We start from the raw sequence: 12,269 nt of genomic DNA, 5'->3' as shown, positions 1-12,269 counted from the left end.
CACATGACAATCCGTTCAAAAGCCGCCGCCAAAAGCCCCCTGAAGCTGCGAAAATTCCGCGAATAAACCGACCATTAAACCGGACATTATCACTTGCGCCCCATTTAGGGTACAATAGAGGCAGAGTTAAAAGCGAGAAATTGGGAGTAGTGATCATAATGGCTAACAAAGAAGATGAAATTATCCTGACTCCGGAGGGCTTTGCCCAGCTGGAAGAAGAACTTAAAGAACTCAAAACGGTAAAACGCAAGGAACTGGCCCAGCGCCTGAAGGTAGCGATCAGCTACGGTGACCTTAAGGAAAACAGCGAGTACCATTCCGCCAAGGATGATCAGGCTTTTATGGAGACGCGCATCAAGCAGTTGGAGAACATGATGAAGTACGCCCGTGTCGTAAGGGCGGACAGTCTGGATGTTTCCTCCGTCAGCATCGGCTCCGTTGTTGTCCTGAATGATATTGAGTTCTCGGAGAAAGTCGAATACCGGATTGTAAGCCCCGCCGAGGCCGATGTGGCCCATAATAAAATTTCGTACGAAAGCCCCCTGGGCAAAGAGCTTATCGGCAAAAAAGCCGGCAGCGTCATCAAAGTGGATGCGCCAGCAGGCGTAATTGAGTATGAGCTGCTGGAAATCCGGCTGGCTTAACAACAGGCTCGCAGGTTTATTATACGGCGGAAGGGCCGGGCGGTTAGTCTCTGGTGACTCCGGCGCGAACGGGAAAACCTCCCTCTCATTTCCTGAAAAATGGGGCATCCCGGCCTTTAAGCAGGAAAAACTCCGGCTTATTGACTTCCATCTGGCAGTTTTCAGAGGAAACGTCCAATTAAGATGGAGAAATTCCCGTCCGGGTGCAGCCTAAGACCATTTTTGGAGAAATAAAAGGGAGGAATTCCGTTTCATCCATTCTGCGTTCCGATTTGATTACGAATGCACAGTTCGGCCGGGAGACGCCTTCTGCGTCCCCGGCTCTATTTTTCCGCAGCAGCTAAACAAAAAAAGGATCAAAAGCACCCGGCAGCTTGGCTGATGCGTTTTGATCCTTTTTTGTCGGTTTACCTGATGCCGCCGCTAAGAACGTTCTGCAGCAGCAGCATATCGTCCGGCCAGGGATCGCCAATGTCAAGTTCTTCCCCGCTCCATGGATGCGCAAAGCGCAGGGCTTCCCCGTGCAGCGCCTGCCGCAGCAGCGGACGGCTCCCCTGAACTACCGGCGCTTTCGGCCCTCCATACAGCTCGTCTCCGTATAGGGGATGGCCTACATGGCTTAAATGCACCCGGATCTGGTGCGTCCGGCCTGTCTCCAGCTCGATACGCAGCAGAGATGCTCCCTGCCATACCTCGCGGCCGACAATCCGGGTCACCGCCGGCTGCCCGCCGGGAGATACCCTCCGGCGTCCGGCATGATGGCGGTCCCGGCCGATCGGCTGATCGATTACGGTCAGCGAGCGGGGCACCTCCCCACGGACAATGGCGGCATACCGGCGGGAAATCGCCTTGTCCCGCATCGCCTCATCCAGAATCGCCTGCGCGAATTCATTCTTCGCGTACAGCACCGGTCCGGTCGTTTCCTTGTCCAGCCGGTGAATATGCCGGACGGCGCAATTCTCGCCGGAGGCGGCGTAATGGGCGGCGACCGCATGATCCAGCGTCACGCCGTTCCCGCTTCCGTCCGGATGCACCGCCATGCCTGCAGGCTTGTGAACGACGAGGCAGAAGTCATCCTCGTGCAGCACTTCAAGCTCATGCCAGACCGGTTCAATCCCCGGTTCCCTGAGCGGAAAAAGGGCCAGCCGCAGCCGGTCCCCTCTCCACTGAATACCGTCCTCGCGGCGAAGCCGCGCCAGCAGCTTGTCCGGCATTCCGACCGTCTCCTTCAGCCACCGGTCAATGGCCTCGCCTTTGTCCTCGGCGGAGGTCACACTGCGGCCGGGCATCGTCTCCAGCCATTCCCCGCGCCGTACCCCGCCTGGCTTCTTGGCCGATTCCCCCGGCTTCATAGCGTCTTCAGGGCCGCGCGATGAGCCTCAATCGTATCGTCGATATCCTGCTCGGTGTGGGCCGCGGAAATAAACATACCCTCAAATTGCGAAGGTGGCACGCTGATTCCCCGTTCCAGCATCTCGCCGAAATAGGCGCGGAAACGGTTCACGTCGCTGCCCTTCGCCGTTTCGTAATTGGTTACCGGCCCCGCCGTAAAGAACGGACACACCATCGAGCCTACACGGTTCACGGTCAGCGGAACTCCGGCCTCCTCCGCATTCGCTCTGAGCCCTTCTTCCAGCCGCGCGCCCAGAGTTTCCAGCCGGTCGTAGACCTCAGGCGTCAGCAGCTTCAGCGTCGTAAGACCCGCCGCCATCGCCAGCGGATTGCCGCTGAGTGTGCCCGCCTGGTAGATCGGACCGGATGGGGCGATTTGCTCCATAATCTCCCGGCTTCCGCCATAGGCACCGACGGGAAGTCCGCCGCCGATGACCTTGCCGAAGCAGGTCAGGTCCGGCTTGATGCCGAACAGGCCCTGCGCGCAGCCCCGGTTCACGCGGAAGCCGGTCATGACCTCATCAAAAATAAGCAGGGCTCCATAGCCCGTGGTCACCTTGCGCAGGCCTTCCAGAAATCCGGGAGCCGGCGGAACGACGCCCATATTCCCGGCAATCGGCTCCACGATAACCGCGGCGATATCGCTGCCGAAGCGCTCGAAAGCCAGCTTGACCGATTCCAGATCGTTGTACGGCACGGCGATTGTATTCGAGGCTATCCCTTCCGGCACCCCCGGGCTGTCCGGCAGCCCGAGCGTCGCGACGCCGGAGCCGGCCTTGATCAGCAGGCTGTCGCCATGGCCGTGATAGGAGCCTTCGAATTTCAGGATTTTGCTTCTGCCCGTATACCCGCGGGCCAGCCGGATCGCGCTCATGGTCGCTTCCGTGCCGGAGTTGACCATCCGCACGATATCCACCGAATCAACGCGTTCCACGACCGTCTTGGCCATTTCCGTCTCGATCAGCGTAGGCGCGCCGAAGCTCGTTCCTCTGACCGCCGTTTCCTGCAGCGCCTTAACCACTTCCGGATGGGCATGGCCCATAATGAGCGGTCCCCAGGAGCAGACGTAATCAATAAAGCTGTTGCCGTCGATATCGTAAATCCGGGAGCCTTCCCCGCGTTCCACATAGATCGGAGTCAAGCCGACCGATTTGAACGCCCGGACCGGGCTGTTCACCCCGCCGGGAATGTAGTGCTTCGCCTCTTCAAAAGCGGCCCGGGAAGCTTCTTCCCTCCGAGCCAAGCTCTCCTTGCCCATTCCTAATCCCTCCTGTCTAGTTCTACTCCCCGCGCAGCCAGCGGACCGCGTCCTTGGCATGGTACGTAATGATCGTATCGGCGCCAGCGCGCTTCAGACCTGTCAGAAGCTCCAGCACAATTGCCTTCTCGTTGATCCAGCCCTGCTGCGCAGCCGCCTTGACCATTGAGTATTCGCCGCTGACGTTATAAGCGACGAGCGGAAGAGCGAACTGGTCGCGGATCACGCGAATGACATCCATATAAGCGAGCGCGGGCTTCACCATCAGCATATCGGCGCCTTCCAGCACGTCGCTCTCCGCTTCGCGGATCGCCTCGCGCACATTCGCGGGGTCCATCTGGTACGTCTTCCGGTCGCCGAACTGCGGCGCAGAGTCCGCCGCCTCACGGAACGGACCGTAGAACGCGGAAGCGTACTTGACCGAATAGGACATGATCGGCACATGCTCGAACCCGGCCTCGTCCAGCCCGGCGCGGATCGCCTGCACGAACCCGTCCATCATGTTCGACGGCGCGATGATATCCGCTCCGGCCTTCGCCTGCGATACCGCCGTGCGGGTCAGAAGTTCAAGCGAAGCGTCGTTCATCACATCGCCGTGAACAACGCCGTCCACGGTATGGGTATGCACCATGCCGCAGTGGCCGTGGTCCGTGAACTCGCACAGGCAGGTATCGGCGACAACGAGCAGATCGGGATACCACTGCTTGATCAAGCGTGTCGCCTCCTGCACGATTCCGTGCTCGTCGAACCCGGAGGAGCCGACGGCGTCCTTCGTCTCCGGAATGCCGAACAGCAGAACCGCCGGTATGCCAAGGGAGACGATTTCATCCACTTCCTCCTTCAGCGTATCGAGCGAGAAATGATAAACGCCCGGCATGGAGCCGATCTCCCGCTTGATCCCGGTTCCATACGTAACAAATATCGGCTGTATCAAATCGAGCGGATTCAGCACCGTCTCGCGCACCATCCCGCGAATACCGGCGGAAGACCGCAAGCGGCGGTGCCGCATAAATGGAAAGCTCATTCTACTTCCTCCTGCATATCAGTTAGTTAGTGTAAACAAATATCGCGCTGCCATCCGCCGCGTTTAATGAACGTGGGATTATTTATCTATGGCCTTCATCGAAGCCTCGGGATACCGGAAGCCGGCTGCTGCCCCCTGCGGCGCCACTTCGTCGATTCGGCGCAGGTCATCCTCATCCAGCGTTATATCCAAAGCGCCAAAGTTCTCTTCCAGATAGGATCTGCGTTTCGTTCCGGGAATCGGCACGATGTCATCGCCCCGGCTGAGCAGCCAGGCCAGCGCCAGCTGCGAGGACGAGCAGCCTTTTTCCTTGGCAATCTCATGGATGCGTTCGACCAAATCGAGATTCTTGCGGAAGTTGTCCCCCTGGAAACGCGGAGAGAATCTCCGGTAATCATTCTCTTCCAAATCTTCGAAGGATTTGATCTGACCGGTCAAAAAGCCTCTGCCCAGAGGACTGTATGCCACAAAACCGATGCCCTCTTCCCGGCAGAACGGCAGAATCTCATCCTCAACCTCCCGGCTCCACAGCGAATATTCCGTCTGGAGCGCGGCGATGGGATGAACGGCATGCGCTTTGGCTATCGTCCGGGGCGATGCCTCGGATAATCCGAGATATCTGACCTTGCCGGCTTGTACAAGATCGGCCATTGCGCCGACCGTTTCTTCAATCGGAGTGTTCGGATCGACCCGGTGCTGGTAATAGAGATCGATATGATCCACGCCTAGACGCCGCAGGCTGGCATCGCACGCTTGCTTCACATACTCGGGCCGGCCGTTTATTCCGAGCGGTGTTCCGTCAGCTGCGCGAACGTTGCCGAATTTCGTAGCGAGGATAACGTTGTTTCGCTGTCCCTTGATCGCACGTCCGACCAGTTCCTCGTTTCTGCCGACGCCATACATATCCGCCGTGTCGAGAAAGGTAACGCCCATCTCAATCGCCCGGTGGATCGTGCGGATGGATTCCTCTTCGTCGAGGCCGCCGTAGAATTCGGACATGCCCATACAGCCGAGACCGAGAGCGGAAACCTCAAGACCGGATTTGCCCAATTCGCGTTTCTTCATATTAATCCCTCATCTCTGTAATTAATAGAGAACCGAATAACTAACCCTTTAATTTTACCGCAGCCTGCCGGGAAAAGCATCTTTGCACACTCTAGAGCAGGCAATGTCCGTCTCCGTTCAAGTTCACCGCTATTGCCCTTCCCGTGTTATCACCCCAAAAGCTCTTGCACCCATCCGGCCTCCTCCGATCCGGGACGCGAAGCCGCCTTCAAAGCGGGAAAGACAGCTGCTCTACCGGCAGCTCCCCGGCGATTTCCGCCAGTGCGGGACGCCGCAGCTCTTCCCCGGCGCGATGCCCGCCCTTTAAGGGAGACCATTCAGGCGCAGAGCGAAACCTTGAGCTGTACTTGCGGTGCAGCTCATCCAGAAGCCGGGACATGCTCTCGCGGTAGCCCGCTTCGGCATAACCTCCGTCCGCATACATTCTCCGGTATCGCTCCAGGATATCCGGGAACTGTTCTTTCAGCGTGCGGAAATACCAGCCTTTCACATCCGGGGAAAGACGCAGCAGCGAAGTCATAACCGATTCAGCTCCCCGTTCCGCCGCGGCGGCGAACAGCGCTTCAAGCCCGGCCGGATCATCGGTAAGCAGAGGAAGGATCGGGGCGATGAACACGCTCGTTGCAATTCCCCGTTCCGCCAGCTTGTGAACCGTATCCAGCCTCTTGGAAGGGAGCGGCGATCCCGGCTCCAGCCTGCGCGCAAGTCCGTCATTCAATGTATTGATGCTGATATTGACCGTAAGTGGACGCATTTGCTCCAGCAGATCCAGGTCCCGCAGAATTAAAGGAGAACGGGTAGTCACCGAGGTTCGAATACCGTACTTGGCAAGCACCATGAGACATTTCCGGGTCAGTTCCGTCTTGCCCTCAACCGGCTGATAGGGGTCGGTTGCCGTCCCGATCATCACCTCGCCCACCTCTTTTCGCATGGCTTCAAGATCATGCCTGTATCTGCGGGCCAGTCTCGACAGCTGTGCCTCCAGCGCCTCCGCCGCATTCGTCTTGAGCATAATATGGTTCTGGAACTCGTCATCCGCCTTTTTGTCGATGAATCCCTGAAATCCTCTGGCATAACAGAAGCTGCAGCCATGGGCGCAGCCCCGGTACGGATTGATTGACCAGCCGAAGGGCATTCGTTCCTCTTTTACACGTGTCATTCCCGTCTTCGCTGTTACCGGTTCGTATGTCTTCGGCATTCTCCATCCTCCATCCTCTATCATCAATAGGAACATTTGTTCCTATATCATATCACATCCGGAAGATTTAATACAGAGAACCGAGCCTGAACAACCCGAAGCGGCCAGCAACGACAAACAGCCCGGCGCGCATGTCGGGCCGGGCTGTAGCAGGCAGCCGTTGTGTACTAATCAGAGCGTCCGTTCATTCCAGCGGCATAGCTCGCCCACCAGCGAGTCGATCGTGGCTTCCGCTGCCAGCAGTCCGGGCTTCAGCCCCGCTTCCACAGCCGTCTGCTCCGTGAGCGGGCCGATGCACGCAATCTTGATCTTCTCCAGCAGCGGCAGCGGATCTTCCAGCCCCATCCGCTTCAATACTTCGAGGAGGTTCTGCACCGTGGACGAGCTGGTGAAGGTGACAGCATGTATCCGTTCTTCCTCCAGCAGCTTCAATAACTCGATGTCATCTTCGCCGGTAACGACCGTCTCGTACGTGTCAATCTCCGTCACCGGCAGCCCCAGTTCCGCCAGCTTCTGCGGCAGCCAGTTCCGTGCAAGATCGCCGCGTGGCAGCAGCACCTTTTGCCCGGGAAGCAGCTGCTCGCCGTATGCTTCGATCAGCCCTTCTAACTGGAAGCGGGCCGGCAGTTCCTCGGCGATCAGACCGCGCTGCGCAAGCGCCGCTGCGGTTGCGGGTCCGACGGCGGCGATGCGGGCGTTGGACAAGCCGCGAATGTCCACTTTAAGCTCCGCCAGATGGCGAAAGAAGAACTCCACGCCGTTGACGCTCGTAAAGAATACCCAATCATATTCCGGAAGCTTCGACAGCGCCGAGGCTATCGCTTCCTTCTTCTCTTCGCTCTCAGGCATGACCGTTTCGATAACCGGGAATTCATAAGGCTCTCCGCCCAGGTCCTCAATCCGGTCCACCAGCTCACTCGCCTGGCTGCGCGCCCGGGTGACTAGAATCCGCTTGCCGAACAGCGGCCGTTCCTCGGCCCACTTGAGTTCCTCCCGCTGCTTCACCACATCGCCGACGACGATAACGGCCGGCGACCCGAAATTCGCCGCCTTCACTTTCTCTTCAATGTCGGCGAGCGTACCGATCAGCGTCTCCTGCTCCGCGCGCGTTCCCCAGCGGACCAGCGCCACCGGCGTCTCCGGCGAACGTCCGTGCTTGATCAGATTGCCGCTGATATAGCCGATTTTGGCGACTCCCATCAGAAAGACCAGCGTACCCGTGGCATTCGTCACTTTATCCCAATGAATCGAGCGGTCCAGCTTGTCCGGGCTTTCGTGCCCGGTAATAATCGACACAGAAGATGCATAGTCGCGGTGAGTGACCGGAATGCCGGCATAAGCCGGCACACTGATCGCCGATGTGATCCCCGGGACAATCTCGTAGGAAATGCCGTTTCTGCGCAGCAGCTCCGCTTCCTCGCCAACCCGGCCAAATATCGTCGGATCGCCTCCCTTTAATCTCACCACCGTCTTGCCCTGAAGCGCCAGATCGACGAGCAGCTGATTAATTTCCTCCTGCTTCATCGTATGCCGGTCCGGCAGCTTGCCCACATAAATCTTCTCTCCGCCGGGAGGCATCCATTTCAGCAGCCGGGGACTGGCCAGCCGGTCGTAAACCAGCACATCCGCCTTCTGGATACATTCCATTCCTTTAATCGTAATCAGCTTTGCATCGCCGGGGCCTGCGCCCACCAAATATACTTTGCCCGTCAATCTCCTCAACCCCTTAGCTGTGACAAAATCTTCTCCGCGCCCCTCACGGTCAGCGCTTTTGCCACTTCTTCGCCCAGCCGCACCGGGTCGGTGCCGGTACATGTCTCCTTCAATATCACGGCTCCGTCCGGCGTGCCGACCATGCCGGTAAGCGTAATGCTCCGGCCTTCGGCCGCCGCGCCCTCCTCCCCGCTCTTCGTAAGGGTCGCAAAAGCGCCGATCGGCACCTGGCAGCCGCCATTAAGCACGCCGAGAAAGCGGCGTTCCGCCGCTACCGTGAGTGCAGTCTCTTCATCATTATACAATGAAAGCAGCTTCCGCAGCTCGCCATCGTCTTCGCGGCATTCAATCCCCAGCGCGCCCTGTCCTACCGCGGGAAGACACTCCTCCGGCGGCAGATAGGCCGTCACGCGGTCCTGCCAGCCCATCCGGGCCAGGCCCGCCGCCGCCAGCAGGATCGCGTCATACTCGCCGCTCTCGAGCTTCCGCAGCCTGGAGTCGATGTTGCCGCGCACCGGCTCAATGACCAGATCCGGCCGCAGCGCCGCCAGCTGGCTGGAACGGCGCAGACTGCTTGTGCCAACCCGCGCTCCCGCAGGAAGGTCTGCTAGTGCCACACCCCCGCGTGAAATCAGGCAGTCTCTTGGATCAACACGCCGGGGAACCGCCCCGTTGACCAGACCTTCGGGCAGCTCGGAGGGCATATCCTTCATGCTGTGCACAGCCATATCGATCTCCCGGTCCAGCATAGCCTGTTCAATTTCCTTGACGAACAGCCCCTTGCCGCCCACCTTGGACAGCGTAACGTCAAGGATGCGGTCGCCTTTGGTGACGATTTTTTTCACCTCGAATGTAAAAGAGAAACCGTGCTCCGCGCTCAGCCGCTTCAAATCGTCGATCACCTGGCCGGTCTGGGTCAATGCCAGCGCGCTTTGTCTGCTGCCAACTATAATTGTTCGCATCTTAATATTCCTCCCGATGTTGTGCGATCCAAGTCCCGATCTGCTCCGAATCCCACTCTGTAAAGGTACCCATTCTGATCTCATCCAGCACATTCAATGTGCCCAGCCTCTTTATCAGAGCCTTTCGAGCCTCCAGCGACGGTTCCTGCCGCTTGATTTCCTGCCGCATTTTATATAAAAAATCCAGATAAGCTTCGTATTCCTCGCCAAACGTTTCCTCCAGCAGCTTCGTGATCTTCGCGGCGGTGCCGGGACCCGCTCCCGAAGTCGATACCGCAACGGTCAGACGGCCCCGGCGCAGCACGCCCGGCGTGATGAAGCTTCCGGCTTCCGCATCGCTGCCCACATTGACCGGCACGCCCAGGCTGTCCGCTTCGCGCGCCACTTCAACGTTCACCGCCGGATCGTCGGTTGCCGCATAGACGAGAAAAGCTCCTCGGGCATCCCCGGGAGCATAGATACGGTTCAGCCAGACAATGGATGCCTGTTCCGACAGCTCCGAGAGCTGCGGCGTCAGCACAGGGCTGATTACCGTTATCGCCGCTCCCGCATCCAGCAGCCCAAGCGTCTTGCGCTCCGCCACCTTCCCGCCTCCGACAACGACGCAGCGTTTTCCCCAAACGTCCAGCATTACCGGCAAATATACAGCCATTGTCTACTCACTCTCCGCCCCAACGATGAAAATCAGACCACGAATTCAGCAAAAAATTAAGGATGATGAACCCGTAGCCCGAGACCGCCCAACGCGCCATAACAATCCCGCTGCGCCGGCCCGACCGTCTAAGTATAAGATAGGTTATGTAAATCCCGAGCCCGATAAGCGTGGACAACACTTTTAAATCTTGAAACAGCGGCAGACGCCCTTCGGAGACAATCGAGATCCCGGCCACCACAAGCGACACCGCAAGCAGAGGCGTCCCGGCAAGCACCGATGTGTAAGCATACTTATCAAGGACTTCCAGACTTGGCAGGCGCCGGACCCGGTCATTCCATTTCTTGTGCTTCAGCCTGGCGTGCAGGAACAGGTACATAATCCCGAACACCGCACCCAGCGTCAGCGCGGCAAAGCTCAAATTGGCGAGAATAATATGCATAGCCAGCCAGCCGTGCACCGCTTTCCAGCTCTGAAGCGTATGATCCTCAGCCGTCAGCCACACCCGGTTTAGCAAAAAAGCGCTGAACCCTGCCACACTGAGCAGCAGCACCGTGAATTCGGAACGCCTCATAAACGATTGGACCAGTGAAATCAGCACAATGGTGAAGGAGAACCAGAACAGGAAATCATACGGCGTAAAAATCGGCAACCCCCGCTCCTCGTAAAAGCGTATGCCAAGTCCGGCACATTGCAGCAGGCCGACAAAGACAAGAAGCCCTGTGCCTAACCGCTTCCGATCCGGACTCCGTTTCAGGCAATCCGAGAAATAAAACAGCAGGCTCAGGGCGTACAGCAGCAAGGCTGCGTCATATATTCCATTCAGGTATTGCATTCCGCTATCCTCCCATTAGAGGCCTGCCGGAGCAAAGGCACTCTTGGGCAGAGCGGCGTTTCCGCTGCCGGACGAAGGTTCGGGCGGTTTGCGGTTCCTCTCGGCAGCGGCGCTCACGCCCTCCGATCCGGACTCCAGCCGATCCTCAAGCGCAAAGATCTTCGTAAAAAACTCAAGAGATTCATTCCCGTTCTTGTCGCCCGACATTTCTTTGATTACATTAATCGGGTCATGCATCATCTGGTTCACGATACTCTTGGTCAGGCGGCGGATAATCTTGCGCTGATGCTCATCCAGTTCAGGCAGCTTGTTGAACAGGCTGTCCAGCGTTTCTTCATGAATGGCATTCGATTTCTCCTGAAGAGCCCGGATGACCGGCTGCACGCCCAGCGTCTTGACCCAATGCTGAAAGCTGTCGCTCTCCTCCGCAATCAACCCTTCGATCTTCGCGGCTTCGCTGCGCCGCATTTCCAGATTGCTCTCCACAATACCCTCCAAATCGTCGATATCGTACAAAAACACATTCGGAAGCTCCGACGCGGACGGATCAATATCGCGCGGAACCGCAATGTCGATCATAAACAGCGGACGGGACGGACGGTTCTTCATGCTTTCCGCGATTCTGCCAGCCGTAAGCACATAGCCTCCAGCTCCCGTTGAGCTGATCACAATATCGAACTCATGCAGTCGCGAAGCCGCTTCTTCCAGCGTGCACGGACGGCCCGCGAACTTCTCCGCCAGCTCGGCCGCGCGCGCCAGGGTGCGGTTCGCCACAACCACTTCCGCCGCTCCGCTCGCGTACAGGTGCTTGACCGTCAGCTCGCTCATTTTGCCGGCGCCGAGAATCAGCACTTTTTTGCCGGTGAACATACCAAAGATACGCTTACCCAGCTCAACCGCCGCGTAACTGACCGATACCGCGCTCTCTCCGATCGACGTCTCACTGTGGGCCCGCTTGCCCACGGTCACCGCTTGCTTGAACAGCCGGTTGAACCACGTTCCCGTGACGCCTTCGCTCTGAGCAGTCAAAAAGGCGCTCCGAACCTGACCCAAAATCTGCGTCTCGCCGATCACCATAGAATCCAGACCGCAGGTCACCCGGAACAGATGCCGGATCGCCTGCTCTTCCTCATATATATACATATGTTGTGTAAATTGCTCGCTCTTCACGCCGAACCACTGCTCCATGAAGCTGCGGATAAAATGCCCGCACATAGGAAGACGGTCCACAACCACATAAATTTCCGTCCGGTTGCAGGTGGCGACGATGACCCCCTCCAGCACGCTCTTCGTCCGCATCAGCTCATGAAGCGCTGCCGGCAGGTCCTTCTCAGCAAAAGCAAACTGTTCCCTCACTTCGACAGGCGCTGTACGGTAGTTCAGGCCAACGGCGACGATGTGCATCTGCAAGTTCACCATCCTAGTCTTAATTCATTGCTGTATATTAGCATTTGCATGTTTAGTCCATATCAATCGAGACTATCCATTTCATACATTCGCTACACACTATATAAAGTATATCACAC

Annotated in this window: 11 protein-coding genes; 1 reads left to right on the top strand and 10 read right to left on the bottom strand. The window is 57.9% G+C overall.

Features of this window, described 5'->3' with window-relative positions:
* The first annotated feature begins 158 nt into the window (after positions 1-158).
* A complete protein-coding gene (gene greA / locus EH198_RS08870) occupies positions 159-644 on the top strand; it encodes a transcription elongation factor GreA (protein WP_124695175.1) in 486 nt (161 codons plus the stop codon).
* Between the two features lie 407 nt (positions 645-1,051).
* Here the strand turns inward: greA and EH198_RS08865 are convergent, their stop codons facing one another.
* The 10 genes from EH198_RS08865 to hemA form a co-directional block, all read right to left on the bottom strand.
* Positions 1,052-1,996 (bottom strand): RluA family pseudouridine synthase, encoded by a 945-nt coding sequence (locus tag EH198_RS08865; protein ID WP_124695174.1) that lies wholly within the window; start codon positions 1,994-1,996, stop codon positions 1,052-1,054.
* A complete protein-coding gene (hemL, locus tag EH198_RS08860; RefSeq protein ID WP_124695173.1) occupies positions 1,993-3,294 on the bottom strand; it encodes a glutamate-1-semialdehyde 2,1-aminomutase in 1,302 nt (433 codons plus the stop codon). Before hemL ends, EH198_RS08865 begins: the two co-directional genes overlap by 4 nt.
* Before the next feature lie 22 nt (positions 3,295-3,316).
* Complete coding sequence (gene hemB, locus EH198_RS08855) at positions 3,317-4,318, bottom strand: porphobilinogen synthase (RefSeq protein ID WP_124695172.1); 1,002 nt, start codon at positions 4,316-4,318, stop codon at positions 3,317-3,319.
* Positions 4,319-4,396: 78 nt separating this feature from the next.
* Complete coding sequence (locus EH198_RS08850) at positions 4,397-5,383, bottom strand: aldo/keto reductase (protein WP_124695171.1); 987 nt, start codon at positions 5,381-5,383, stop codon at positions 4,397-4,399.
* Between the two features lie 208 nt (positions 5,384-5,591).
* Complete coding sequence (locus tag EH198_RS08845) at positions 5,592-6,581, bottom strand: SPL family radical SAM protein (RefSeq protein WP_124695170.1); 990 nt, start codon at positions 6,579-6,581, stop codon at positions 5,592-5,594.
* 171 nt (positions 6,582-6,752) lie between these two features.
* Positions 6,753-8,294, bottom strand: coding sequence for a uroporphyrinogen-III C-methyltransferase (gene cobA / locus EH198_RS08840; RefSeq protein WP_124695169.1), 1,542 nt, complete (start codon positions 8,292-8,294; stop codon positions 6,753-6,755).
* 5 nt (positions 8,295-8,299) lie between these two features.
* A complete protein-coding gene (gene hemC / locus EH198_RS08835; protein ID WP_124695168.1) occupies positions 8,300-9,256 on the bottom strand; it encodes a hydroxymethylbilane synthase in 957 nt (318 codons plus the stop codon).
* 1 nt (position 9,257) lies between these two features.
* Positions 9,258-9,908: a precorrin-2 dehydrogenase/sirohydrochlorin ferrochelatase family protein gene (locus EH198_RS08830; protein WP_124695167.1), complete on the bottom strand. Its 651-nt coding sequence runs from the start codon at positions 9,906-9,908 to the stop codon at positions 9,258-9,260.
* 7 nt (positions 9,909-9,915) lie between these two features.
* The gene (ccsA, locus tag EH198_RS08825; protein WP_124695166.1) at positions 9,916-10,743 is read right to left on the bottom strand and encodes a cytochrome c biogenesis protein CcsA; all 828 of its coding nucleotides are present in this window, start codon (positions 10,741-10,743) and stop codon (positions 9,916-9,918) included.
* A 15-nt stretch (positions 10,744-10,758) separates the two neighbouring features.
* Positions 10,759-12,147, bottom strand: a complete 1,389-nt coding sequence (hemA, locus tag EH198_RS08820; RefSeq protein ID WP_124695231.1) for a glutamyl-tRNA reductase — start codon at positions 12,145-12,147, stop codon at positions 10,759-10,761.
* Positions 12,148-12,269 lie beyond the last annotated feature (122 nt).

Origin of the sequence: Paenibacillus rhizophilus, from assembly GCF_003854965.1 — a bacterium.
Classification (GTDB): Bacteria; Bacillota; Bacilli; order Paenibacillales; family Paenibacillaceae; genus Paenibacillus_AQ; species Paenibacillus_AQ rhizophilus.
Note: the sequence above shows the minus strand (reverse complement) of the source record. Positions and strands in the feature narration are given on the sequence as shown.

Coding starts and splice junctions, on each gene's coding strand:
- greA (WP_124695175.1), top strand. CDS start 159: ATGGCTAACAAAGAAGATGAAATTATCCTGACTCCGGAGGGCTTTGCC.
- EH198_RS08865 (WP_124695174.1), bottom strand. CDS start 1,996: ATGAAGCCGGGGGAATCGGCCAAGAAGCCAGGCGGGGTACGGCGCGGG.
- hemL (WP_124695173.1), bottom strand. CDS start 3,294: ATGGGCAAGGAGAGCTTGGCTCGGAGGGAAGAAGCTTCCCGGGCCGCT.
- hemB (WP_124695172.1), bottom strand. CDS start 4,318: ATGAGCTTTCCATTTATGCGGCACCGCCGCTTGCGGTCTTCCGCCGGT.
- EH198_RS08850 (WP_124695171.1), bottom strand. CDS start 5,383: ATGAAGAAACGCGAATTGGGCAAATCCGGTCTTGAGGTTTCCGCTCTC.
- EH198_RS08845 (WP_124695170.1), bottom strand. CDS start 6,581: ATGCCGAAGACATACGAACCGGTAACAGCGAAGACGGGAATGACACGT.
- hemC (WP_124695168.1), bottom strand. CDS start 9,256: ATGCGAACAATTATAGTTGGCAGCAGACAAAGCGCGCTGGCATTGACC.
- EH198_RS08830 (WP_124695167.1), bottom strand. CDS start 9,908: ATGGCTGTATATTTGCCGGTAATGCTGGACGTTTGGGGAAAACGCTGC.
- ccsA (WP_124695166.1), bottom strand. CDS start 10,743: ATGCAATACCTGAATGGAATATATGACGCAGCCTTGCTGCTGTACGCC.
- hemA (WP_124695231.1), bottom strand. CDS start 12,147: ATGCACATCGTCGCCGTTGGCCTGAACTACCGTACAGCGCCTGTCGAA.